The organism is Streptomyces spongiicola (assembly GCF_003122365.1).
In the GTDB taxonomy this organism is placed as follows: Bacteria; Actinomycetota; Actinomycetes; order Streptomycetales; family Streptomycetaceae; genus Streptomyces; species Streptomyces spongiicola.
In genome coordinates this window covers 4,461,766-4,485,821 of record NZ_CP029254.1, presented here as the reverse complement: position 1 = coordinate 4,485,821, position 24,056 = coordinate 4,461,766, and the positions used below count along the sequence as shown (strand labels likewise).

Genomic DNA, 24,056 nt, shown 5'->3' with positions numbered 1-24,056 from the left:
GCGGCGGGGTCGCGTACAGCCTATCCAAGGAAAGTTGCCCGGCGACACAGGGCGCACGGGAGGCGCACGATGCGTGTCGCACTACCCCGCGTGCCCCTGCGGCACGTCCGGTACAGCGTGCCGTCCCGGTCGGCGTGCCACGCGTGCCACGCCGACCGGGACGGAACGGGTGGGTGACGCCGTCCGCCTCGGCGACCGCCTCCGCGCCCCCTGCACAACGGCCCTCCGGAGGCGTACGGCTTCCTGAGGCCCCGCGCACGGGGGTTGTACGGGGGTTGTAAGGGGGTTGCACGACGGCTGCACGAGGGTGGTCCCTCGGAGCAGGCCTCTTGCGGAGGCGGGCGGGCGCCGTGGCACGGGGCGGTGCCGCCGGCCCCCGCACACGGGGCGCCCGCGCCGCTCGGGACCCGCCGAGTGGAACCGGAGCGCCGCCCGGTGGGGACACCGCACCCGGAACGCCTCAGCCGAGCCCGAGCTGCTCCGCCGCCGCCGCCGCGTCCACCGGGACCGTGAGCGGCTGGGGCGCTCCGGCGACCGCCCAGTCGGGGTCCTTGAGGCCGTTGCCCGTGACCGTGCAGACGATCCGCCGGCCGGGCTCGACCCTGCCCTCCTCGGCGGCCTTGAGCAGACCGGCCACCGAGGCGGCCGAGGCGGGCTCCACGAAGACGCCCTCACGCGAGGCCAACAGCTTGTAGGCACGCAGGATCTGACGGTCGGTCACCTCGTCGATGAAGCCGCCCGACTCGTCCCTGGCCGCCACCGCGAGTTCCCAGGACGCCGGGTTGCCGATCCGGATCGCGGTCGCGATCGTCGACGGGTCCTTGACCACCTCGCCGCGCACGATGGGCGCGGAGCCGGATGCCTGGAAGCCCCACATGCGCGGGGTGCGGGTGGACACGCCGTCCGCCGCGTACTCCCGGTAACCCTTCCAGTACGCCGTGATGTTGCCGGCGTTGCCGACGGGCAGCACATGGACGTCCGGCGCGTCGCCGAGGGCGTCGACGACCTCGAAGGCGGCGGTCTTCTGGCCCTCGATCCGGACCGGGTTCACCGAATTGACCAGCGCCACGGGATAGTTCTCGGACAGGCCGCGGGCCAGCACCAGGCAGTCGTCGAAGTTCCCGTCCACCTGAAGGATCTTCGCCCCGTGCACCAGCGCCTGACCCAGCTTCCCCATCGCGATCTTGCCCTGCGGGATCAGCACCGCGGACACCATCCCCGCGCGGCCGGCGTAGGCCGCGGCGGACGCCGAGGTGTTGCCGGTGGACGCGCAGATGACGGCCTGCGCGCCCTCCTCCCTGGCCCTGGTTATCGCCATGGTCATCCCGCGGTCCTTGAACGACCCGGTCGGGTTGGCGCCCTCGACCTTGAGATAAACGTCACACCCCGTGGCCTCGGAGAGGGACTGCGCGGCGACGAGCGGTGTGCCGCCCTCGCCGAGCGTGACGACCGGCGAGGTGTCCGTCACCGGGAGCCGGTCGCGGTACTCCTCGATGATGCCGCGCCACTGGTGGGTGCGAGTGCTCATGGTCCCTACTCTCCTTCAACCCGCATGATGCTGGCGACACCGCGCACGGTGTCCATCCTGCGCAGCGCCTCGACCGTCCCCGAGAGGGCGGCGTCGGGCGCGCGGTGGGTGACGACGACGAGCGACGCCTCGCCGTCCTTGCCCGTCTGGCGCACCGTGTCGATCGACACGCCGTGCTCGGCGAAGACCGTCGCCACCTGGGCGAGCACGCCCGGCTTGTCGGCCACGTCGAGGCTGATGTGGTAGCGCGTCACGACCTCGCCCATGGGGCTCACGGGCAGCTGCGTGTAGACGGACTCACCGGGCCCGGTCGCCTCGGCGAGCCTGTTGCGGCAGACGGCGACCAGGTCGCCCAGGACGGCGGAGGCCGTCGGCGCACCACCGGCGCCCGGTCCGTAGAACATCAGCCGGCCGGCCGCCTCGGCCTCGACGAACACCGCGTTGTACGCCTCGCGGACGGACGCCAGCGGGTGGCTGAGCGGAATCATCGCCGGGTGCACCCGGGCCGTGACCGACCTGCCGTCGGCCGCCCGCTCGCAGATCGCGAGCAGCTTGATGGTGCAGCCCATCCGCCTGGCGGAGGCGAAGTCGGCGGCGGTGACCTCGGTCATGCCCTCGCGGTACACGTCGTCGAGGCGCACCCGGGTGTGGAAGGCGATGCCGGCGAGGATCGCCGCCTTGGCCGCGGCGTCGAAGGCCTCCACGTCGGCGGTCGGGTCCGCCTCGGCGTACCCGAGTGCGGTGGCCTCGTCCAGTGCCTCGGAGTAGCCGGCGCCGGAGGTGTCCATCTTGTCGAGGATGAAGTTGGTCGTGCCGTTGACGATGCCGAGGACCCGGTTGACCTTGTCGCCGGCCAGGGACTCCCGCAGCGGCCTGATCAGCGGGATCGCACCGGCCACTGCGGCCTCGAAGTAGAGGTCGCGGCCGTGTTTCCCGGCGGCGGCGTACAGCGTGGCGCCGTCCTCGGCGAGCAGCGCCTTGTTCGCCGAGACGACCGATGCCCCGTGCTCGAACGCGGTGGTGATCAGCGTACGGGCGGGCTCGATACCGCCGATGACCTCGACGACCACGTCGATGTCACCGCGCGAGACCAGCGCCTTGGCGTCGGTGGTGACGAGCTCCCGCGGGACCCCCTCGCGGACCTTGGAAGGGCGGCGGACGGCGACACCGGCGAGTTCCACCGGGGCGCCGATCCGTGCGGCGAGGTCGCCGGCGTGCGTCGTCATGATGCGCGCCACCTCTGAGCCGACCACTCCACAGCCCAGCAGCGCCACCTTCAGCGGACGCGTACGCATCATCCGACCTCGATTCCTTCATCAAGCAGGGTGCGAACCAGTCTCACCCACCGCACGGGGCTTTCCGCGCCTCGTCCGGATTCTGAGACATATATTTCATCAGCCGACATCCAGACGCAGGAGATCCTCCTCCGTCTCACGCCGGACGATCACCTTGGCCCCGCCGTCGCGCACGGCGACGACCGGCGGGCGGAGCGCGTGGTTGTAGTTGCTGGCCATGGAGCGGCAGTACGCACCGGTCGCCGGCACCGCGATCAGGTCTCCCGGCGCCAGGTCGGCCGGCAGGAAGGCGTCCCGTACGACGATGTCGCCGCTCTCGCAGTGCTTGCCGACGACGCGGACCAGCATCGGCTCGGCGTCGCTGGCGCGCGAGACGAGCGCCACGCTGTACTCCGCGTCGTACAGCGCGGTGCGGATGTTGTCGGACATGCCGCCGTCGACGCTGACGTACGTCCGCAGCCCGTCGAGCGGCTTGATCGTCCCGACCTCGTACAGCGTGAAGGCGGTCGGCCCGACGATCGCGCGGCCGGGCTCGACGGAGATGCGGGGCGTGCGCAGGCCGGCCGCCTCGCACTCGCGGCCGACGATCTCGCTGAGCGCCTTGGCGATCTCGTGCGGCTCGCGGGGGTCGTCGGCGGAGGTGTAGGCGATACCGAGACCGCCGCCCAGGTCGATCTCGGGAAGCTCGACGCCGTGCTCGTCCCTGACCTCCTTCAGCAGCCCCACGACCCGATGGGCCGCCACCTCGAACCCGGAGGTGTCGAAGATCTGCGAGCCGATGTGCGAATGGATGCCGGCGAGTTCGAGCCCGTCGAGCCGCAGGGCGCGCCGGACCGCCTCCGCCGCCTGGCCGCCGGCGAGCGCGAGACCGAACTTCTGGTCCTCGTGGGCGGTGGCGATGAACTCGTGGGTGTGCGCCTCGACCCCGACCGTGACGCGGATCAGAACGCGCTGGCGCCTGCCGAGCGACTGCGCGATGTGCGCGACGCGGACGATCTCCTGGAACGAGTCGAGGACGATACGCCCGACCCCGGCGGCGACGGCCCGCTCGATCTCCTCGACGGACTTGTTGTTCCCGTGGAACGCGATGCGCTCGGCGGGCATCCCGGCGTCGAGCGCCGTGGCCAGCTCGCCGCCGGAGCAGACGTCGAGGTTGAGCCCCTCCTCGTCGAGCCAGCGCACGACGGCGCGGGAGAGGAACGCCTTGCCCGCGTAGAACACGTCGGCATCCCTGCCGAAGGCGTCGGCCCAGGCGCGGCAGCGGGCGCGGAAGTCCGCCTCGTCGAGGAAGTAGGCGGGGGTGCCGAACTCCTCCGCGAGCCGGGTGACCTCGATACCACCGACGGTGACGGCGCCGCCGGGGGCACGGTGCACGGTGCGCGACCAGACCTTCGCGTCGAGCACGTTGAGGTCGGCCGGCGGGGCGGTACCCGTCGAGGAGCGGCCCTCGGGGAGGACGTCGGCGTAGCGGGGCCCGGCGGGGTGTGCGGAGCGGCTCATTCTTCTCTCATCGTCTACAGGTGTTCGGGTGCGCTGATGCCGAGCAGGGCCAGGCCGCCGGCCAGCACCGTCCCGGCGGCTTCGGCGAGGGCCAGCCGGGAGCGGTGGGCGGCCGAGGGTTTCTCGTCACCGACGGGCAGCGCGGTGTGCTGGAAGCCGAGCAGGGCGTCGGCGGTCGCTTCGAGGTGGCGGGCGAGGCGGTCGGGGGCGCGCAGCCGGGCGGCGGACTCCAGGACGGCGGGGTGGTCGCCGAGGGCGGCGAGCAGGGCGGAGGGGTCCGCGTCGACCGGGGCGGACGGGTCCCCGCCCGCGCGAGCAGAACCGGCGCGAGCAGCGAGGTGCCCGCTCTCCCGGGCGGAGGGGCCCCCGCTGCCCTCGGCACAGGGGCCGGAGGAGCCGCCGGAGGGGCCGGAGCCGCCGGAGGGGCCGGAGGGGCCGGAGGGGCCGGAGGGGCCGGAGGGGCCGGAGGGAAGACAAGGATGGGAGGGGAGGGAATCCCCGTGCACACCGCGCCGGACGGAAACGTCCCCCTCGTACGAGACGGGGATGCCGAGCCGGTCGGCCGCACGCAGCAGGGCCCGGCTCCGGGAGTACGCGTACCGGACCCGGAAGAGCGCGTTCGGCTCCTTCTGCACGAGCAGGGCGCCCACCGGCAGGGGCTGGTCGTGGGCGGCGGGCCGGAGCAGCGCCCAGAGCGCGGCGTCACGGCCGGCGCGCTCGAAGATGGCGGCGTCACCGGCGGGCAGAGCGGTGATCCGCTCCCCACCGCCGGGCTCGACGGCGGCCGTGGCGCCCTGGGCCTCCAGCAGCCGTACGACGGTGTCGGTGATCACACGGGCGCGAAGCTCGTCGACGGGCGCGAAGCCGACGCGGACACCGGAGAGGCCGGCGCCGTGGCCGTACTCCGTTCCCCGCTCGCCGACGGCGCGGACGAGCCCCTCGGCCGGGTCCGCGCCGAGGGTGAAGTTCAGGAATCCGGGACCGGTGACCTCGACTCGGGCGATGCCGGGACTGCCCGTGACACGGACTCCGATCGCCTCGGCGACTTCGCGGGCCGGCCGTCCGGCGGGCCCGGCGAGCCGCAGCGCGACATTGGTGGCGTAGTCCCCGCGGCCTCCGGGGCGGGGGCGCTCGACCGTGATCCGCTCGGGCACGGGTGCGTGCAGGGCACCCTCCTCGACCGCGCGGCGCACGGCGCCCAGCACGGTACGGGAGAGGTCTGCGGGGGTCACGGGACAAGCGTATGGGAGGAAGGGGGTGTGATCGCGAACCGGTTTCGCCATGCGGTCAGCCCCGCGTGCTCTCCGCCCTCCCGGCGCCATGCCTGCCGTCCACGGACGGCGGGCCCTCCCCGTACATCAACTGGCGGACGAGCCGCACCAGCTCGGCGGGCTCGAAGGGCTTGGCGAGAAAGGCGTCGACGCCCGCGGCGATTCCCTTGTCGACCTCGTGCTGGGTGCAGGCGCTGATGATCGCGACAGGGACGCGCGCCGTCCTGGGGTCCGACCGCAGCCGCGCGGCGGTGCGCAGACCGTCGAGCCTCGGCATGACGACGTCGAGCGTGATCACCTCCGGCCGCACCTCGTGGACGACCTCCAGGCACTCGGCACCATCGGCCGCGGTCACGACCTCGAAGCCCTCCAGCTCGAGATTGACCCTGATCAGCTGCCGAATAACCCTGTTGTCGTCGACGACGAGCACTCGGCCGGACACGCCTGACACAACTCGAGAGTAGGTCCGCGAACGCGCCCGCGTCCGGCTTTTACCTACTTCTGACCCATCCGGGGGGCGCGAGGGGGTGCGGTGCGAGCGGGTGGAGGCGACTGGAAGGCGACCTGAGGGCGAAACACCGACCGTGCACGCACCCGTTCCACCGGTCCCGCCGGTTTCCCCGCGCTCGGCGCGGGCGGTGTTCGACGGCACGCGGTGAGCCGCTCGGCGTCCCGGGCGGGTGCAGACCCCTCGCTCGGAGACGACGGGCGGGGCGGTGGTTCGGGGGAGGAACGCGGGAGCAGGGCCGGGCGGATCCAGGGAGCCGGAAGGCCGGGTAACCGCCATGGGCGGACTGCGACGGCCACTCCGTCACGGGCTGGAAGTACCTGTTCACGGGCACCCCGTCGGAGCTGGTAGGGTTCTACCCGTCGCCGCCGAGAGCGGCGGACGCCCCCGTAGCTCAGGGGATAGAGCAACGGCCTCCGGAGCCGTGTGCGCAGGTTCGAATCCTGCCGGGGGCACCTCGAAGAAGGTGCCCAAAGACCCCGCCACCAGCGAGAACGCTGAGGACGGGGTCTTCGCGTATGTGCAGCCTTATGCCGCCCAAAGCAGCCCTATGTCGCGGTCTGTGGACGAGGCGTGGACGGGATCTTGGGGCATCGCTGCAGGTGAGCCCTGGAGACTGTGAGCACTCGCAGGCGAATGCGGCCCTCTGCCCGGCGGGTGCCAAAGGGGCCGCATGCCGTCAACGGGCCATGACGGATGAGTGCACCCGCAGCAACCAACTCAAGGGAGAGAGCCGGGAGCACCAGCAGTCTGACAAAACGCCGATCTAGCTGGTTTGCGGCGTTACACTCCGTGCGTTGGCGACAAGCCACGGACCATGCGGAGGGGAAATGAGCGCGAGCGGGACCCGCACTTGTTCTTGGTGCGGCGAGGCAGGGCACGACAAGAGGACGTGCGATGTCTCTCACAACGCTGGGAAGTGCAGCGTGTGCAACTACCACGGGCACGACAAGCGCAACTGCCCGAACAAGTGAGGAAGCAGCAGCACAGGTAGGGCGGGGAGCGAACAAGGCCCCAGACGATAAGTCTGGGGCCTCAGTGTTAGGGCAGGACGCCTCACTCGTACTCGCGCAACAGGTCCTCGATACGCCGGTTGGCGACGTCTTGCCGTCCATCGAGGCACTTCGCGTAGCGGGTCAGCAGGACCTCGACACTGTTGCCGGCGCGCTCGGCCACTTCGGTCGGGTCGACCCCGGCGTTGAGCCACGTCGACAGCGCCGAGTGCCGGAGGTCGTACGGCCTACTTGCGAGCGGCGAGGCCGCGACGGCCGGCGGAAGGGCGAGGAGCCGGGCCTCCTGCCACACGCGGTAGTAGGTCGAGGACGGGACGACCGAGCCCTTCTCGCTGAAGAACAGCCTCCCGTCGTCCGCCGTGCCGAAGGTGGCCAGGTGCTCGCGGAGTACGGCGACGAGGTGCGGCGGGATGGGCACCCTCCTGACGTCCTCGGTCGGCCGGTTCTTCAGCCCGCGGTCGTCATGGGTCTCCCCCGAGTCGGTCCACTGCTTGCCGACGGACGGACGGGTCCGGTGGAGCAGCGCCGAGCCCCAGCCCTGCCCGGGAAGGTTCAGGTCCGTCTCGACGAGGCCGACCGCTTCCGCCGGCCGGAGACCGCCGAAGTACATGGCGGCGAACAGACCCACGAGGCGACGACCACGGGCACGCCGGTACCCGCCCACGTAGGAAACCGCCGCCAGCAGGTTCCGTGCTTGCTCCGGGTTGGCGACGACCCGCGGATCGACCTGGTTGGACACCTTCGGCTTCTGCCAGCGGACAGCCGTGATCGGGTTCTCCCGCAGCTCCCCCAGGTCGACGGCGTAATTTGCGGCGTTGACGAGCGTCCGACGCTTGCGCCGCACCGTCTCCGCCGCTGCCGCCGTGCCGTCGAGCTTGAGCTTCAGCGAGTCGAGGACCGCGCGAGCCGTGGCCGGTTCAGCAAGATCGGCGAGCGGCCGGGACGCCTTGGACACCCAGTGGAGAACGTTCCGCACGTCATCCGGGACTTCCCGGTCATCGAGCCCCGGCAGCACGAAGGCCCAGTTGCGCAGTGCTCTGCGGATCACCTCGTCGGACGGCCGTCCAGCACGCTCGTCGAGGAGTTCCAGCGTCACGCTGGTGAGGGCTTCGTTGATCCCGTCCCGTGTGTTGGGTGCGGCATGGGGCCACTTCATGGCGAGGTACCTGAGAGCGAAGGCGTACCACGGCACGGCCGACTTCTTCTCTTCCATCGAGGCCGGAAGGCCCGACTCCGTGTCGAACTCCTCGCCGTCGCGCATCGCGCGCATGAGCTTCGTGCGGTAGTGGTCGGCAAGCGCCTTGGTCCGGAAGGACTCCGAGAAGACGTTGCCCGCAACAGACCAGCGGACCCCGTACGAGGGCGTCTTGGTGTCCCGCTTACGGACGCTCCAGACCTTCACGTCGAGAGACTTCACGCCGCCGCCTCCAACTGCCGCAGCCACGTGGTGAAGTCACTTCGCCACACCCGGAGCTCCCCATTGGGCAACTTGAACGCAGCGGGGCCCTGACCCAACTCGCGCCAGCGGTAGAAGGTGCGCCGGGACACCCCACCCAGCTCGGTGAGGATCTGCGGAACGGTCATGAGTTCGTCGCGCCGGCGGTCCACGTGGGTTCTCCTTCCGTTCCGGGGGCGGGTTCGAGGGATGCGGCGAGCCAGGCTTCGCCGCGGGACAGGCCGGTGCCGGCGAAGACCCAGTGCGCGAGGACGAGCGTGGTTTCGCCGTCCTGCGGGACCGGCGGGGCCGCTTGGGCACGGCGCCATTCGGCGCGGGCGTCGCGGAGCGCGCCGAGCGTGGTCGAGTAGCGGCGGGACTTGGTGGAGAAGTGGCCGCGGAAGCCGAGCATGTGGGCCCAGGCCCGCAGTCGGAGGTCTGCCAGTGCGGGGCGGGCGCCGAGGGCCCAGGAGGTGCGGATCATGCGGCGGGCGTGGTCGGTGATCCTTGCTTGGGCCAGCTCGGCGAGGAACTTCAGCGGTCGGTCGAGGGTTCCGGTCGCCGTCTCGGCGCCTTTGGTGGCGTACTTGGCGATGTACGCCGCCACGGCCCGCTCGGTCAGCTCCTGGCCGCCGTCGAAGTCGGCGGTGCGGATCGTGCGGACGTCGAGCTGTCGGCCGAAGACGAAGGTGTGCGACCGGCCGTCGAGCGTCGGGCCGTTGACGCGAACGGCGGCTGCCGCGGCCCGTATGGCATCGGTCAGCAGCTCGGCGGTGGCCCAGGTGGGGGCCGGTGAGTCACCGCCCTCCGGGCCGTCGAGGCGGATCACGGCGTGGAAGTGCACCGCGCCGCGCTTCTGGTACTCGGCCACCTTCGCGAAGGAGATCCGGGCGTGGTCCCGGAACGCCCGCTGTGTGAGGCCGACGCGCTTGGCGACCTCCCGGCGGAGGTAGATCGTGAAGCGCCGCCACAGGGCACCGGCGTGCGCGTTCCACAGCACGGCCGCTTCGTAGTCGTAGGTGTCGGGGTCGAGGGGCGTGCCCAGGGCGGGGTCTGCATCGTCGTGCCGGACGCCGCAGCGGCAGTGCCGGCCGCTGGAGGGACGGTTGTGGACCGGGCCGAAGCCGGGAGCGGTGAAGGTGGCGAAGACGCGCGGGTGGGTGGAGACCTGTTCGGGAGTGCCCTTGCCGCCGCGGAGCCCGGCGGTGATCAGGTGGTAGGTGTCGCGGCGGTAGGTCTCGGCGCAAGCCGCGCACCGGGTTGCGCGGCGGTTGTTGCAGCGGACGAGGAGCTGACCGGCGGGCAGGGCCGACGAGTCCAGGTGGTGCAGGACGCGGCCGATCTCGCCCGTCGTCCGGTCCACCGCGAGTTCGGTGCGGTGGCCGTCGAGACGTACGGGGCGGGTGCAGCCGCCCAGGCCGGACAGTTGGCGGGCCAACTCGGGCAGGGTGCCGAGAGAGGCCAACGTGGAGAGCTCCGCCAGCGGGGGCGGAGTCTGCCGGGTGATGATGGGAATTCCTTTCGGCTGTTGCGACGGTTGGGAGGCGGCCAGCGGGGCGGCGGGATGCTTGGCGGCGTTTGCCGCCCCGGCGGCCGGTCAGCGCTTGTGCGCGCCGGTGACGAGGGAGCGCAGGACCACGGCAGCGATGGCCACGGACACGGCCGAGACGGCGACGGCCGCCAGGAGCGCGGTGAGCACGACTCCGACGACGACCACGGCGGCGACCGCGCCGGCACCGACGCCCAGGTACGGGGCGGCCGATCGGCTTCCCGCAGGGGCCGGAGCCTGCATCTGCTGAGGCGCGACGGTCGGAGGCGGCGTCGGAATGTCGGGCAGTTTGGGGCGGAACACGGTGGTCCTCCTTGTCACTCGTGGTTGCCGTTGACGACGTCGACACCGGTACGGGTGCCGGACTCGATGGCGGGGGCGAGGAAGGTGTGGGAGAGCCAGAAGCCGAACAGGGCGATCACCACGGCGATCCAGAGCCGGACGCCGAGGAACTTGATCGCGGCCCAGGCGATGACGCCCAGGACGACGACGAGCGGCAGCGAGACGGTCACGGGAGCTCCTTCAGCGGACGGAGCAGCGGTGGGTACGGGCGGCCAGCTCGGCGGCGGCACGGCTGTCGTAGTCCGTGGCGAAGCCGCAGCGCGGGGCCGTGCAGGCGGCGGTGTGCTTCTCCCGGCCCCGGCCGTCGTAGTAGGTGGCGACCTGTACGGGTCCGATGCGGACGACGCGGCGGAAGCGGCGGTTGGTGGTCAACGGCGGGTCTCCTTCGGGTCTTCGCCGGTGAAGTCGGTGACGTGGTCGGCGAGCCAGCGCAAGATCTCGTCGCCCTCGTAGCTGTCGGCGGTGAGAATCACGGGCTCGGCGACGAGCACGGCTTCGGTGAGGCGGTTCTGTCGGGTCAGCTCGGCGGCGCGCTTGAGCGCGCGGAGCGTGGACGGGCGCACGAGGGGATGTCCTCCGGGTCAGGTCAGGTGGGTGGCGATGGCTTCGGCCAGCGGCAGCGGGACGCCGAGCCGGGCGCGAAGGGTCGAGGTGTCGATGGGTGTTCCGGTGCGGGTGCGGTGCTCGTCGGCGATCTTGCGCGCGAGGCTGACGAGCGCAGGCGGCACCGGGGGCGTGGAGGGCGGAGCCGATGTCGACTCCGCAGCGGTCAACTCGGCTACCTGGATCGGCTCTTCGGCCACGTCCGGCACCGGCGCCGACTCGTGCTCCTCCGTTCGGGCATTTGTGGTTGCTCCGTGAGCGAGGAGCGTCCCGCCGAGGAAGGCGACCGCGGGCCATCCGGCGACGAGGATCCGCAGCCAGTCGGGTACGTCGCCGAGGTCGAGCAACCCGGCCGTGGTGACGTTGGCGCCGAGCGAGGCGGTCAGTGCGACGAGAAACCAGCACCATCCGGCCGCTTTCGCTCCGCCGGAGCGGAGCCGCCGCCAGGCCGCGACCAGCAGCAGGTCGACGGAGACCGGGTAGGCCCATGCCTTCCAGCCGTCCTGCCCCGCAGCCAGCGCCAGGTCGTGCAGGTGGGCGAAGGACAGCGCGGCGGCGATCAGTGCCTGGACGAGTACGGCGTCGATACGGACGGGCAGGGCAGGCACGGGGCAGCTCCTTCCGGTTTTGGGCATGGAGGGGTAGGGGTGTGGCACGGATCGGCCGTGCCGGCCGTGGGCGGGTTCGCCTATTCGGTGACCGGGCGAGGAGCGGCCGCGGGCCCGGACGCCTCGACCGGCATCGGCGCTAGGTACGGGCGGAAGGGATCGAGCGCCGTTACGTCGGGGGCGAGGTCGGCCGTAGCGCGGCAGATGGCCGCGGCGTCGGCGAGCGAGAGGTAGGGGGTGCGGATGCGGGACCAGCCGCCGGAGGTGTCGCCGACGACAGCGAGGCCGGGCAGTTCGGGTGCGATGGCGCACGCCGCGAGGACGGCTTCCGGGGCGATGTCGCCGAGCGCCATCTTCGCCGAGGCTTCGTCGTTCACGCGGTGGCAGACGCGGCCGGTGAGCTGGGCGCGGAGCATGGTCGCTCCCTTGCCCAGCTCGGCGCCGAAGCGCTGCCCGCAGACTTCGAGGTAGATCCCGGCGGCCCGGCCCAGTTGGGCGAGCCGGATGAGCTGGGTGACCATCTCGTCCCGCCGTTCCTCCTCCTTCCTGGTGGCCACGAGGAAGAGTTCGGCCACCTCGTCGATGAACAGCACTATTGGGGAGGGGCGTTCGTATTCCGGCATGCCCCAGATGTCCGAGGTGATCAGCTCCTCGGGCGTGCCGGGTGCGATGCCCTGCCGGGCCTTGATCAGGTCGTACCGGTCTTCCATTTCCTTCCCCAGCACGGGAAGCAGTTCGGCCGCCTGGTCCGGTTCGGTCGCCAGAGCGGAGAGCCGGGGCGCGAAGGGCGCCAGTTCGACCCCGCGCTTGCAGTCGATCCCGACCAGGACCACCGGCTGGGCAGCGAGACCGGTCAGCAGGTTCCGCAGGTACATGGACTTGCCCGAGAGCGTGGCGCCCAGGACCAGCTCATGCGGCACGGTCCGGTAGTCGCGTACGAACGCGGTCGCGTCCTCCCGTAACGCCACCGGGATCTGCAGCGGGCCGCCGTCGAGCCGCCGGGGCATCCGTACCTTCCGCAGTACGTCGAAGCCGACGAGCCGCAGTTCGACGACGCCGGGCTTGACGTCCCGCACATGGACGGCGTGGACGCCCCAGGCGTGCCGGAGGCGTTCCGCGGAGGCCGCCACGTCCGCCGGCTCCTGGCCGGGAGCCAATCGCAGCCGCATACGCAGTCCGGTCGTGGTGGGTCGGATGACGCCCCGACGAGGAGGCACCGGCCGGACCTCACGCCGGGTGGTCGCCCGGACGGCCAGCGCCCGCCACCGGGGCGGCTCGACGGTCAGGCCGCAGGCGTCCATGGTCGAGGAGTACGAGGCCAGCAGCCGGGCCACCGCGAGCGGCAGCCCGACCATGGACCAGTACGCCGCCGGGTAGACGTGCCGGACGTAGGCGGCGCCGCCTATCGCAGCGAGCGAACCGCCCAGCTCGGCCCACGTCACCAGGTCCGTCACGGCCATCAGCCCGCTTCAGCCATGGGGAAGGCACCCGGGGCGACGGCGGTCGCCCGGTAGGCGATGCCGTGGCGCTCCTGGCCGTTGAACACGCTCTGCCAGGGCCGAGCCACCAGGCCCGGAAGGGACACCGGGGCGCCGACGGTCAGGCCCTCGGTCACGCCGCTCTCCGGGACCGCTACCTGGATCAGCGACGACTCGCCCTCGTCGATGTAGACGACGCCGACCGTCATCAGCACCTCGCCGGACACCGCATCCTTGGCGATCTCACCGGTCTGGCGGTCACGCACCTTCGGCGCGGGAGCTTCGGTGAGCAGGATGGTGGCGGCCGAGGCGTCAACACGGATCACACGCACAGGGATTGCTCCTTCTGAGAGTCGATCAACCTGCCTACCTAACAAGTTGACTTAGCAAGTTCGAAGCTAGGGATGACAGGTTGACTTGTCAAGTCGCAATCGCCGACAACTCGCTCTCGACCGGGGTCAGTTCAGGCGATACGTGTCTTCGAGTTCCTGCCGGTCAGCCGGCAGCAGAAGCTCGGAGACCTGCAGCGACCGGCCCGACGCGTCGCACGCCACGACCAGCACGCTCAGCACGGGAACACCGTCCGGCAGATCCAGTACGGCGGCCTCACCCGCGTCGGGCAGCCGAGCGGACACGCGCTCGACGACATGGTCGAAGCGGATCTTCTTCCGGGCTTCGAGGTGTTCGCGCGCACTTTCGCCCAGGGGTTCGCCGGACCCCAGCTCAGTGCCTTCCGCCAGGTCGGCGGGGAAGTACGACGAGACCAGCTCCACCGCCTCGCCGTCCTCCTCCGCCAGGAAGCGGCGCAGGAGGACCTCGGTCCTCTTCGGCAGGCCGAGCGCCGAGGCGACTCGCGGTGGGACAGGCACATGCCCGACTTCGATCAGGCGGCCCGCGGCGTGCGACTCGTCGCGCTCAAGTGCCCCACGCCCCCGCCGGTCCTTCTGCTCGACGACTTCCGGGCGACCCCGGACGGTCGTCCCGTATCCCTGCCGGGACTCCAGCCAGCCGTCCCGCTTCAGGAGCTCCAGGGCCCGGACGACGGTCGGACGGGACATCCCGAACGTCTGTACCAGCTGGTTCTCGCTGGGCACTCGGGTGCCGGGCGCGTACGTGCCGTCTTCGATGCGACGCTGAAGCGTCTGCGCGAGGCGCACGTACTTCGGTGGCTCCACTTCATAGGTCACGAGCGCCGCCTGTCGAGATTGGCCAAGTCAACTGGTCAACCAGCCTAGCGACACTTTCACACCGGCAGTAGAAGGGGTGGACCGTCCCGTCACGCCGGCCAGGCATCGGCGACCACGAAGGAGACGACCGTGCCGCCGTGCCGGCTGGGACCGGAGCGCCAGGAGTCGGCGATGGAGTCGACCAGGAGCAGCCCCCGTCCGTGAGCGTCGTTCGCTTCGGGGTGCCGCACCCGTACATTCACGGGGAAGCCCGGGTTGTGCACGTCTACACGGAGCGCGGTTCCCTCGCGGTACCACTCGACCCGCACCAGCCAGGGTTCGTCCGCCTGCCCGTACAGGATGGCGTTGGTCACCAGCTCCGAGATCATCAGAGTGCAGTCGTCGACGGAGCAGGCCGGGTTGTACGGAGCGATGAACTTCCGGAACCAGCGCCGGGCGCGGGGCACAGACTCGGGTTCCGGATGCAGGGTCATCGCGCCGAGCCGCGGCGAGTCCTGGCAGGGGTAGCGGTCGATCGTGTAGGCCATGTGTGCTCACTCCTTGCCGCTGCCGTCGCAGTCGAGGCAGCGCCGCTTCGACATGGCACGGTCGCGGTCGTTGGCCGTGGAGAGCGCCAGCACCGTCCGGGAGCCGACGCGCTTCCAGCCACGCCCCCGACACCCCCGGCAAGCTAACCGCGTATCCGGCTCCGGCCGCCGACTCACCACGTCGTGCCTCCTTCTCCTCCAAGTGGCCTTAGCCACTTTCTGGATAGTGGCATTAGCCACTTCGAAGACGCAAGCGGTTCGGCGCAATTGGCGAGGGGTCAGGTCAGCGGGTAGCCCTGCTCGAAGGCCCAGCGGTGCGGCGGGTAGGTGGCTTCGGCGAACTCCAGGGGGCGGTCCTGGAGGTCGAAGACGACGTGATGGACGATGAGGACCGCGGATCCCGGTTCCAGCCGCAGGTCGGCCGCCTCCTCGTCGGTGGCGCCCCGAGCGCACATGCGATCCTCCGCATAGCTGCCTTGACGCCCCGTCATCCGCTCCACGTACATCAGCGTCCCTTCCTGGATCCGCTCGGGATCCGTGAGCTTGGGCGCCCGCCGGCCGATGTCCGGCGCGAACCACGAGGTGGACAACGTGATCGGGCCGTCCTGGTTGTTGGTCACGCGCCGGCGGTGCACGGCTCGACGATCCTTCACCAGGCCCAGCGCCTCGGCGACGTGGTCCGGAGCCTCCAGCCAGCCGGCGGAAGTGATCACCGCGTACTCGCCGGGCGTGTAGATCTTCCCGGTCTGCCGGGCACGCCCGTACAACTCCCGCGCCCGTCGGTTCACTTCGAGGCTGCGCACGTACGTCCCCGAGCCCTGACGCTTCTCGACCAGGCCCTGATGACTCAGCGCCTCCAGGGACCGCGCGGCCGTGGGCCGGGACACCTTCCAGTCCGCGGCGAGCTGCCGTTCCGAAGGAACCTCGTCCCCCGGCCGCAGGTCGCCCCGAAGGATCTGATCACGGATGTGGTGGGCGATCTGGAGATACTTCGGTTGAGCCTCTTCGATCTGAGGCATCTCCCCTCCTTGTCCAAGTGGCTATGGCCTTTGGCCACTATAGGGTGAGTGGCCAACCTGCGAACCCGTAGTCTGATCGCATGACGCGGTTGATCGTCGCAGCAGGAGGAGGGGGCGACGCAGTCGCCGCCGCCATGCTCCACGCCGCCCTCTACGGCGACCAGGAACAAGCGGTGATCCTCACATACGCATGGGACCGCCTCCTGATCGACCCACTACCGGGTCCGCGGCGACCCGCCGACTTCACCGGCCTGGAGCCCATCACCCCGGCCGTCTGGAGAGTGCTGGCGCAGGCCCAGCCGATCGCACCGGCAGGTTCCACACTCCCCCGACTGGCGGCGGAGCTCCCGCACACCTTCGCGCTGCTCGACCCATACCAGGGAGCCGAAGGACTCACTCACCAACTCGAAGATCTGGTGAGTCACTTGGAGCCCGAGTCGATCGATCTCCTGGACGTGGGCGGCGACATCCTCGCTCGCGGCGACGAGCCGACGCTGAGGAGCCCACTCGCCGACGCCCTCGCCCTGGCAGCATGCTGCCAGGTGAACGCGCCCATCCGACTGCTGGTCGCGGGGCCAGGCTTGGACGGCGAACTTCTGCCGGCCGATCTGAGCGACATGCTTGGCTCCGTCGTCCACACCTTCACCGCCGGCGACGCGGAGGCGATCAACTCGGTTCTGGAGTGGCACCCGTCCGAAGCGACCGGGGTCCTCGCGGCGACGGCCAGGGGTGCTCGAGGCACCTGCGAGATCCGGGACGCGGGGCTCCCCGTACCGCTCACGGACGACAGCCCCACAGTGCACGAGGTCGACCTGGACGACGCCGTCAGCCGCAACCAGTTGGCCCGAGCAATCATGGCGACAGAGCACCTGGACGAGGCCGAGGCCTACAGCCGCGAAATCTGCGGCTACTCGGAGATCGACTACGAGCGCAACAAGGCCCTGTGGCTCAAGGATCAGCAGCCCGCGACTCTGGACCCGTCCGCAATCTGGCCCCAGCTCGACCAGTTCGAGGCCGAAGCCCGCGCCCGCGGAGTCACCCACACGACGTTCCGCCGTATCACCGAGGCCCTGAACCTCAGCGGCTCCCAGCGCGATGACCTGCGACAGCTCCTCATCAACAACCGGCCGGAACAGTACGACGCGCCACTTTGGCGCATCCCCATAGCCGATGAGTAACAACCTTCTTCACGGGTTCAAGGCTCGCTGCGCTCGCTGCCGAGGGCCGGTCATCGAGCACAGTTCATGGCCAACCCAGCCGCCGCACGCAGGCCAGCCACACGGAACCGACCCTGTCCCATGCTCGCCATGCGCCCGAGTGGCCCCAGCAGATACCAAGGACATCAGCACTCCCAGGCCCGGGGGAGGTGGACGCTCGGAGAACACCACATTGGACGCATTGAGCGTCTGCATTCCCGACCTCCTGAACTGCGGTAGCAGTCTGCTCGGAGATCAGAGGTGCCGCGCCAAGGCGCGGCGGCGCCGGCCGGACGCCGCCGCGCTTGCCCCTCCATGTCTACGCCACCGGGGCCGCACGTCGTCGCCCGCCCGCGCCCACAAAGGGGCGAAAAGAACCAGGCCGGGGGTGGGGACGGACGGCTCCACGGCTTTACCCACACTCCCCGATCCGGGACCCGCGTCGAGCAAGACCAGGGGGCCACTCGGACACATTGCGGGCAGGGGGACAAGCCTGCCCGAGTTGCCAGCAAGCGTACGGCCCCCTGATCATGCACGACCCCAAACCGGGCAGGACACGGGCCAAAGCCCCTCCGCCGACCTCAGCAGCCAGCGCCCTTCTGCGTTCAAGGTCTGCCAATGCGGCACGTCAAGCCGGTGCTCGGCCTTACCATCGAGCTCCGCGCCTCGTGCGCGCCGCCAATGCAGCCACCGTCGCCGGGAGCGAGCTCTGTGCCTCAAATCTTTGACAACCTCGACGATTTGCAGTTGGGGACGGCGCTCAGACAGTCACTGTCCAGCTTCACGACCGTCGATGTCGCTACCGGCTACTTCGACATGCGCGGCTGGGACTCATTCAAAGAGCTCGTCGAGGCCAAGCGCGCCGCCTTTGCAGCTGATAGTGGCGCGGCGGCAGCCCAGGGGCCGGTAGTGCGTTTGCTGGTAGGCATGGTTGCGCCTAGTGACTCGGAGACGATCCTCGAATCTTTGCAGCGAGATGTTCAGTCCGCTCAGGGCAACGACGAATACCACGACATGGAAACGGCTCACGCACGCAAGGCGCAACTAGTGAAGCACCTACGCAACCAGCTAATGCGCGGACTAGCGACCAAGCGAGGCCGAGCCACCCTGGAGGCGCTGCGTGAGCAACTGGCGGACGGGTTCGTGCAGGTGAAGGTGTTCACCGAAAAGCCACTGCACGGCAAGACATACATCTTTCACAAGCCTGGCGACCCGCACACCCCGCGGTTCGCCTATGTCGGATCATCCAACTTCACGGGCGCAGGTCTGTACAACAACCTCGAACTCAACATTGAGGTGCCCGATAGGGATGCAACCCAGAAGCTCGCTACTTGGTTCATCGACCGGTGGGACGACCCGTTCTCCCTCACCATAACCGCAGAGATCATCGACCTGATCGCCGCCTCATGGGCTGGCGACCAGCCCACCCCGTTCGAGGTGTACCTCAAGGTCTGCCACGAGCTGTCCCAAGACGCTCGGGCCGGCATGGGCTACGTACTGCCGCCGTCGATGAAGAATCTGTTGCTGGACTACCAGGAGACGGCGGTCCGGACCCTGGCACGGCGCATTGTCCGCCGGGGCGGCACGATGCTCGGGGACGTCGTGGGCATGGGCAAGACCCTCACGGCCATCGCGACTGCGCTCATGCTGCAAGGTGCGGAGGACTACTCCACTCTCGTCCTCTGCCCGAAGAACCTCGAAGAGATGTGGACCAAGCACCTGGAGAAGTACGACGTCAACGGCCGCGTCATGCCCTACTCAATGGCCGCGAAGCGACTCCCCGAGCTGAAACGGTTCAACCTCGTCATTTGCGACGAGTCGCACAATCTACGCAACAACACCCGCGTCGACTACGAGGCAATCCACCAGTACATCCGCGACAACGGCGCGAAGGTACTGCTGCTGACCGCGACCCCCTTCAACCTTGCCTTCGAGGACGTCGCCAATCAGATAGGGCTGTACCTCGACGATGACGATGACCTCGGCATCGAGCCCACGGTTGCGCTTGGGAGGGATCCCGGCCTGCGGTCCAAGGTTGATGGCAAAACCAATACGCTTACCGCATTCCGCAAATCGACCGAGGCCGAGGACTGGAAGCGGCTCATGAGCGACCACCTCGTTCGCAGAACCCGATCGTTCGTCAAAAGGTCTGCCAAGAAGGAAACGATCACGGCACCCGACGGAACCGCGATCGAGCGGGAGTACCTCCAGTTCGCCAACGGACAGCGGTTCCACTTCCCGACGCGCGTCCCGCGCCCTCTGGTCCACGACTTCGCCGAGGACGATGTGGCCCGCGAGATGGAGGACGACGCAACGCTCGATGCCGTAGCCTCGCTGCAACTGCCCCGCTATCGGCTGGCGGCGTACGACAACCCGAAGGTCAGGCACACCGACAAGGATCTGGCAGTACTTGACGACATCCGCTCCGGTCGCGGCAACGTGGTTGGGTTCGTCCGTACCGGCCTCTTCAAGCGGCTGTCCTCGTCAGGGCACTCGTTCATGGTCTCCCTCGGTCGACAGCGTGCCCGTAACGAGCTGTTCATCCACGCGATTGACCAGAAACTACCTCTCCCCATCGGCACTTTCACTGACGTCCAGCTGCACTTCACCGATCTCGACGCCGGTTCTGAGACCGAGTCGGACGGCGCCCTACGGCACGGTGACATGGCTGGCCGCTACGAGCAGTTGACTCACTCTCTGCCCAGGGACACGAAGTGGATCAACTCCACAGTATTCACGCCTGCGCTCCGAGCCGATCTTCAGCGAGACAACGCCACGATCGACCGGCTGCTGGCCCGCTTTGGGACATGGGACGTCACTCGCGATTCCAAAGTGAACCGCCTCGTCGACCTGCTCCGCAACGACCACCCAGGCGAGAAGGTCCTGGTCTTCAGCGAGTACGTCGACACCGCGGCCTACGTAGCACAGGCTCTCTCTGACGCGGGCATCGGGAGAGTTGGCCTTGTCAGCGGCAACACCGACAACCCCGCCGAAATCGCCAAACGCTTTTCCCCGCGCTCCAACGCCCTTCCTGACGACCAGCAGGACCCCACGGCCACTGTCTCACCCGACGACGAGCTGGATATTCTAGTCGCCACCGATGTGCTCTCCGAGGGACAAAACCTTCAGGACGCCCACATCGTCGTCAACTACGACCTGCCCTGGGCGATCATCCGCATCATTCAGCGCGCAGGTCGCGTAGACCGCGTCGGTCAGGCCTCCGATCAGGTGTACGTGTACCTGATCACCCACGACAAAGTCGAACAGCAGATCAATCTGCGTCGGCGCATCAAGCAACGGCTCGCCGACAGCGCTGAGGCGTTCGGCTCCGACGAGCAGTTCTTCGGATCCGAACGCGAGGTCGAGATACTGGAAGACCTCTATCACGGCAAGCTGTCTGACACTGACGATGAAGAAGGCGAGGCGGATGCCGTTAGTGAAGCGTTCCTAGTGTGGTCCAACGCCACTGAGCGTTATCCCGAGATTGTCAGGCGGGTCCTGACGTCGCAGGACAACATCGGCAGCACCCGCTCTCCACGGGTGGCCGAGGCCGGCGACCAGGTCGCCTGTTTCATCAATACCCAGTCGGGAGTCGAGGCTTTCGCAATCTCCTCTCGGGGCCAGGACGGAAGTACGACGGAGCGACTAGTCACCCCGCTGGAGGCGCTCAGCGTTTTCGCAGCCGAGCCCGACACCGCAACGCGGGAGCCGCTGGACAACCACTTTGAGCGGGTCGAGCAACTGGTACATGGTCCACTGACGACGGAAGCCGTGGCTGAGGGGAACCTCAGGGGTACCCGCAAGCGGGTGTGGGAGCGGCTACATGGCAGCACTGGCACCCTCTTCACAGATCAAGCTCGTGAGGCACTCAACGCTCTTCACGAGCGGCCGCTAACGGAACATGCTAATGCCCGGCTACGGCTTGCGCTCCGCAACCGGTATAGCTACGACGACCTCATTGAGGTGCTGAACCAGCTACACGAAGACGACAAGCTGGTTATCAAGACCAGCGAAGCCGACCCCATCAAGATCGTTTGCTCGATCGGAGTGAGCCCAGTATGAGTGACCGCCTGATCGAGCGCATCGAGTCGCACGACTACCGCAAGCTGTTCCTTCAGGATTTGCACTGGTCCGCGCCGGTGCATCGAGAGCCCGTCAGCTTGTCCAACGAAGGCCAAACAGTAAAAGCCGTAAATGTCTCCAGCTACAAGGGCGTTTCCGTTTGGGTATGCGATCAGCGGCCGGGGTCTGCGCTGGAGGCGCAGCTCGACCAGCTCATCGCCAAGAAGTCCGTCGACCGGCTCACCATCTTTTATGACGCGGATGAGCAAGTTTGGCGTTGGCCCGTACGTCGTACCGCAGGGGGTAGCACCACAACCCGTCTCTCGTCACACAGATACACCGCAGGGCAGCCCAATCCAAACTTTGTGCACCGCCTCAACTCAATCCGCATCGACTGGAGTCAGCCGCTCGATGCAACAGGGCTGATAGCACGAGTCCGTGAAGCATTCGATGTCGAAGCCCAGAACGAGACCCGCCAAGCCTCAAAATTGATGGCCCGCATGTACGCGTCTCTCGAGGCGTGCGGTACCCCTGAGCATGAGATCTCCGTCAGTCTGGCTCGGATACTGTTCCTCATGTTCGGCGATGACACCGACATGTGGGAAGCAGGTCTCTTTCAGCATTTCATGGTTGCTCATACGAGGCCCGATGCATCGGACCTATCTGCCCGGTTGAACGAGTTGTTCACATGGCTGGATACGGCCGACAAAGACCGGGGCACTGTTCCTGATCACCTCCGTGGCTTCAAGTACGTCAACGGCGGGATTTTCAATGAGAGGATCTGCCTCCCGGAACTAGAGGCCGAATTCAGAGATGCAGTAATCGAGGCATGTCAGCGAGACTGGGCGTCAGTTAGCCCTGCAATCTTCGGATCGATGTTCCAATCAGTGCGAGACGCCAAGACTCGCCGTAACCTTGGCGAGCACTATACATCCGAAGAAAACATCCTGAAGACACTGAATCCACTTTTCCTTGACGAACTGCGTGCCGATTTCGAGGTCGCCAAGACAAAAGCAAACGAAAAGTTGGCCTTGACCAGGCTCCGCAATAGGCTTGGGGAGATAAGGTTCCTCGATCCGGCCTGCGGTTGTGGGAACTTCATCATTATCGCCTACAGGGAACTGCGGGAACTTGAACTGCGGATCATGGAGCGACTGCAAGAGATCACGGGCGATGATCAGATGCTCCTAGCCAATGTCGGCCTCAAGGTAAATCTCGACAGCTTCTACGGCATCGAGATTGACGAATGGCCGGCTAAGATCGCCGAAACCGCCATGTTCCTTATGGACCGCCAATCGGATCTCAAGCTAGTTGAGCGCCTCGGTTGGGCTCCTGATCGGCTCCCCATTAGACGGCAGGCCACCATCATCGTGGGAAATGCTTTGAGGCTCGATTGGGGTGACATTTTTCCTGCTAGCGATAACACCATCATCGCCGGCAATCCACCATTCATAGGAACGAAGGAGCGATCTTCGAGTCAAACTAACGATCTCCAGGCTGCTTGGGGAAGTCGTTACGACGGGTACATGGATTACGTCACCGGATGGTTCACGAAAGCAGCGAGCCATCTAGGAAGAGTGAAAGGCCGCTGGGCCTTCGTCTGTACGAATTCGGTAACAATGGGCCAGGCGGTCCCCTCGGTATTCAGCGCGCTACACGACGGGGGCTGGAGGATCAAATTCGCCTATCGTACTTTCCCGTGGACATCCGAAGCCTCGGGGAAAGCTGCAGTTCACTGCATCATTGTCGGCTTCACAAAGGAACGCACCATCAAGCAGCGGCTTTTCGGGTATTCTCCGGATAAGCGCACTCACGAGCTGATCCCTATTTCTCATGGGGTGAATGCGTATCTCGCCGATGGGCCAGATGTTCTCGTTCGGAAACGCATGAAACCGCTGGGTCATGGGCTGCCGGAAGTAACAGCAGGATCAAAAGCCGTTGACTGGGGACATCTCACGCTCAACGAAGATGAGTTCGCAGAGCTTTCCCAAGATCCCATCGTCCGCCCATACATTCGGCTTTATCTCGGTGGCGATGAGCTGATCAACAACGAGCACCGGTGGTGCCTCTGGCTAGTGGATGCCGATCTCGAGGCCACCCAAACGAATGCGAATGTTGCTGAACGACTGGCAACAGTGCGAAAGCTCCGACTTGAGAGCCCTAAGGTAGCTACTCGAAAGGCTGCCGTGACGCCGCATCTATTCGAACAGCGTCGTCAACCTCTGGGAGCCTATCTTGGGATTCCGCAAACCTTTTCTGATTCTCGACGATACGCAACTGTTGCAAGGCTACCCGAGACAGTTATTGCGTCAATTAAGCTCTTCACCGCGAAAGATCCGGACGGGTACCTGTTCGGCGTGATCTCATCTTCGATGTTCCTGACCTGGCAGCGAACCGTAGGTGCGCGCATGAAATCTGACCCAAGCTTCACCAATACGATTGTATGGAATACGCTCCCTCTGCCACCTGTTTCCCAAGATCTTCGAGGTCGAATCGCTGCGGCTGGCAAATCGGTCTTGGCCGCGCGCGACCTTGCACCGGCCAAATCACTTGCTGAGCACTATAAGGCCGACTCGATGGACCCCGCGCTCCTCGCCGCACACGACTCCTTGGATGCGCTGGTGGATAAAGCATTCGGTGCTGCCAGTCCCTGCCAGAGCGAACAAGAGCGTCAAACCATTCTATTTCAGCGTTATCAAGAATTGACCGCAGACTTGCTCACATACCAGACTGCTAAGGGTGCAGGGGCGCGGAAGCGAGTCGGCCGTGGACTATCTGTGGACGGACATCAGAGATCTGACTGATCCTTTGGCGTTGACCAGCTAGAACGCAGGTAACCCATCCGGCCTCCGGAGCCGTGTGCGCAGGTTCGAATCCTGCCGGGGGCACTCGCCTGGTCGCCTACGAACTTTCGTACCCGACCAGGGGGATGCCG

21 protein-coding genes and 1 tRNA gene are annotated in these 24,056 nt (G+C 67.7%); 4 read left to right on the top strand and 18 right to left on the bottom strand.

The annotated features are described in order from the left end of the window. Positions 1 to 460: 460 nt before the first annotated feature. The 5 genes from thrC to DDQ41_RS19810 all read right to left on the bottom strand — a co-directional run bounded on the left by thrC (position 461) and on the right by DDQ41_RS19810 (position 6,036). Entirely contained in the window at positions 461 to 1,528 is a 1,068-nt protein-coding gene (gene thrC, locus DDQ41_RS19830; RefSeq protein ID WP_109295677.1) for a threonine synthase, read from the bottom strand. A 5-nt stretch (positions 1,529 to 1,533) separates the two neighbouring features. Continuing rightward, positions 1,534 to 2,826 carry a homoserine dehydrogenase gene (locus DDQ41_RS19825; RefSeq protein ID WP_109295676.1) on the bottom strand — a complete coding sequence of 431 codons (1,293 nt, stop codon included), beginning with the start codon at positions 2,824 to 2,826 and terminating at the stop codon, positions 1,534 to 1,536. A gap of 96 nt (positions 2,827 to 2,922) precedes the next feature. Further along, positions 2,923 to 4,323: a diaminopimelate decarboxylase gene (lysA, locus tag DDQ41_RS19820; RefSeq protein ID WP_109295675.1), complete on the bottom strand. Its 1,401-nt coding sequence runs from the start codon at positions 4,321 to 4,323 to the stop codon at positions 2,923 to 2,925. Positions 4,324 to 4,337: 14 nt separating this feature from the next. After that, positions 4,338 to 5,555, bottom strand: a complete 1,218-nt coding sequence (nrtL, locus tag DDQ41_RS19815; RefSeq protein WP_109295674.1) for an ArgS-related anticodon-binding protein NrtL — start codon at positions 5,553 to 5,555, stop codon at positions 4,338 to 4,340. A 55-nt stretch (positions 5,556 to 5,610) separates the two neighbouring features. Further along, positions 5,611 to 6,036: a response regulator gene (locus DDQ41_RS19810; protein ID WP_109295673.1), complete on the bottom strand. Its 426-nt coding sequence runs from the start codon at positions 6,034 to 6,036 to the stop codon at positions 5,611 to 5,613. A 449-nt stretch (positions 6,037 to 6,485) separates the two neighbouring features. Between DDQ41_RS19810 and DDQ41_RS19805 the strand changes: the two genes are divergently transcribed. Further along, positions 6,486 to 6,557, top strand: a tRNA-Arg gene (locus tag DDQ41_RS19805). Between the two features lie 601 nt (positions 6,558 to 7,158). Here DDQ41_RS19805 and DDQ41_RS19800 read toward each other — a convergent pair. The 13 genes from DDQ41_RS19800 to DDQ41_RS19740 all read right to left on the bottom strand — a co-directional run bounded on the left by DDQ41_RS19800 (position 7,159) and on the right by DDQ41_RS19740 (position 15,863). Further along, a complete protein-coding gene (locus DDQ41_RS19800; RefSeq protein WP_109295672.1) occupies positions 7,159 to 8,532 on the bottom strand; it encodes a tyrosine-type recombinase/integrase in 1,374 nt (457 codons plus the stop codon). Then, complete coding sequence (locus DDQ41_RS19795; protein ID WP_109297837.1) at positions 8,529 to 8,699, bottom strand: helix-turn-helix transcriptional regulator; 171 nt, start codon at positions 8,697 to 8,699, stop codon at positions 8,529 to 8,531. The genes DDQ41_RS19800 and DDQ41_RS19795 overlap by 4 nt, the downstream gene beginning before the upstream one ends. After that, on the bottom strand, positions 8,696 to 10,033 hold the full coding sequence (locus DDQ41_RS19790) for a replication initiator (protein ID WP_109295671.1): 1,338 nt from the start codon (positions 10,031 to 10,033) through the stop codon (positions 8,696 to 8,698). Before DDQ41_RS19790 ends, DDQ41_RS19795 begins: the two co-directional genes overlap by 4 nt. A 114-nt stretch (positions 10,034 to 10,147) precedes the next feature. Then, positions 10,148 to 10,402: a SpdD protein gene (locus DDQ41_RS19785; RefSeq protein WP_109295670.1), complete on the bottom strand. Its 255-nt coding sequence runs from the start codon at positions 10,400 to 10,402 to the stop codon at positions 10,148 to 10,150. Positions 10,403 to 10,416: 14 nt separating this feature from the next. Then, the gene (locus tag DDQ41_RS19780; protein ID WP_017949974.1) at positions 10,417 to 10,611 is read right to left on the bottom strand and encodes a hypothetical protein; all 195 of its coding nucleotides are present in this window, start codon (positions 10,609 to 10,611) and stop codon (positions 10,417 to 10,419) included. A gap of 10 nt (positions 10,612 to 10,621) precedes the next feature. After that, on the bottom strand, positions 10,622 to 10,813 hold the full coding sequence (locus DDQ41_RS19775) for a mobile element transfer protein (protein ID WP_017949975.1): 192 nt from the start codon (positions 10,811 to 10,813) through the stop codon (positions 10,622 to 10,624). Then, entirely contained in the window at positions 10,810 to 11,004 is a 195-nt protein-coding gene (locus DDQ41_RS19770) for a hypothetical protein (protein WP_017949976.1), read from the bottom strand. Before DDQ41_RS19770 ends, DDQ41_RS19775 begins: the two co-directional genes overlap by 4 nt. A gap of 18 nt (positions 11,005 to 11,022) precedes the next feature. Continuing rightward, positions 11,023 to 11,652, bottom strand: coding sequence for a DUF2637 domain-containing protein (locus DDQ41_RS19765; protein WP_109295669.1), 630 nt, complete (start codon positions 11,650 to 11,652; stop codon positions 11,023 to 11,025). 80 nt (positions 11,653 to 11,732) lie between these two features. Then, positions 11,733 to 13,106 carry an FtsK/SpoIIIE domain-containing protein gene (locus tag DDQ41_RS19760; protein ID WP_109297836.1) on the bottom strand — a complete coding sequence of 458 codons (1,374 nt, stop codon included), beginning with the start codon at positions 13,104 to 13,106 and terminating at the stop codon, positions 11,733 to 11,735. A gap of 5 nt (positions 13,107 to 13,111) precedes the next feature. Continuing rightward, positions 13,112 to 13,462 carry an SCO3933 family regulatory protein gene (locus tag DDQ41_RS19755; protein WP_109295668.1) on the bottom strand — a complete coding sequence of 117 codons (351 nt, stop codon included), beginning with the start codon at positions 13,460 to 13,462 and terminating at the stop codon, positions 13,112 to 13,114. A gap of 126 nt (positions 13,463 to 13,588) precedes the next feature. Further along, entirely contained in the window at positions 13,589 to 14,317 is a 729-nt protein-coding gene (locus DDQ41_RS19750) for a GntR family transcriptional regulator (protein ID WP_109295667.1), read from the bottom strand. 89 nt (positions 14,318 to 14,406) lie between these two features. After that, complete coding sequence (locus DDQ41_RS19745) at positions 14,407 to 14,844, bottom strand: ATP-binding protein (protein ID WP_109295666.1); 438 nt, start codon at positions 14,842 to 14,844, stop codon at positions 14,407 to 14,409. Positions 14,845 to 15,122: 278 nt separating this feature from the next. Continuing rightward, a complete protein-coding gene (locus tag DDQ41_RS19740) occupies positions 15,123 to 15,863 on the bottom strand; it encodes a GntR family transcriptional regulator (protein ID WP_017949982.1) in 741 nt (246 codons plus the stop codon). An 80-nt stretch (positions 15,864 to 15,943) separates the two neighbouring features. Here DDQ41_RS19740 and DDQ41_RS19735 point away from each other — a divergent pair, with 80 nt between their 5' ends. The 3 genes from DDQ41_RS19735 to DDQ41_RS19725 all read left to right on the top strand — a co-directional run bounded on the left by DDQ41_RS19735 (position 15,944) and on the right by DDQ41_RS19725 (position 23,925). Continuing rightward, a complete protein-coding gene (locus DDQ41_RS19735; protein ID WP_109295665.1) occupies positions 15,944 to 17,041 on the top strand; it encodes a DUF1152 domain-containing protein in 1,098 nt (365 codons plus the stop codon). 636 nt (positions 17,042 to 17,677) lie between these two features. Next, positions 17,678 to 21,121 (top strand): helicase-related protein, encoded by a 3,444-nt coding sequence (locus tag DDQ41_RS19730; RefSeq protein WP_217364446.1) that lies wholly within the window; start codon positions 17,678 to 17,680, stop codon positions 21,119 to 21,121. Further along, positions 21,118 to 23,925 carry a class I SAM-dependent DNA methyltransferase gene (locus tag DDQ41_RS19725; RefSeq protein ID WP_174720299.1) on the top strand — a complete coding sequence of 936 codons (2,808 nt, stop codon included), beginning with the start codon at positions 21,118 to 21,120 and terminating at the stop codon, positions 23,923 to 23,925. Before DDQ41_RS19730 ends, DDQ41_RS19725 begins: the two co-directional genes overlap by 4 nt. Positions 23,926 to 24,056: the final 131 nt, after the last annotated feature.

Coding starts and splice junctions, on each gene's coding strand:
- DDQ41_RS19735 (WP_109295665.1), top strand. CDS start 15,944: ATGACGCGGTTGATCGTCGCAGCAGGAGGAGGGGGCGACGCAGTCGCC.
- DDQ41_RS19795 (WP_109297837.1), bottom strand. CDS start 8,699: ATGACCGTTCCGCAGATCCTCACCGAGCTGGGTGGGGTGTCCCGGCGC.
- lysA (WP_109295675.1), bottom strand. CDS start 4,323: ATGAGCCGCTCCGCACACCCCGCCGGGCCCCGCTACGCCGACGTCCTC.
- thrC (WP_109295677.1), bottom strand. CDS start 1,528: ATGAGCACTCGCACCCACCAGTGGCGCGGCATCATCGAGGAGTACCGC.
- DDQ41_RS19730 (WP_217364446.1), top strand. CDS start 17,678: ATGCGGCACGTCAAGCCGGTGCTCGGCCTTACCATCGAGCTCCGCGCC.
- DDQ41_RS19725 (WP_174720299.1), top strand. CDS start 21,118: ATGAGTGACCGCCTGATCGAGCGCATCGAGTCGCACGACTACCGCAAG.
- DDQ41_RS19740 (WP_017949982.1), bottom strand. CDS start 15,863: ATGCCTCAGATCGAAGAGGCTCAACCGAAGTATCTCCAGATCGCCCAC.
- DDQ41_RS19745 (WP_109295666.1), bottom strand. CDS start 14,844: ATGGCCTACACGATCGACCGCTACCCCTGCCAGGACTCGCCGCGGCTC.
- DDQ41_RS19825 (WP_109295676.1), bottom strand. CDS start 2,826: ATGATGCGTACGCGTCCGCTGAAGGTGGCGCTGCTGGGCTGTGGAGTG.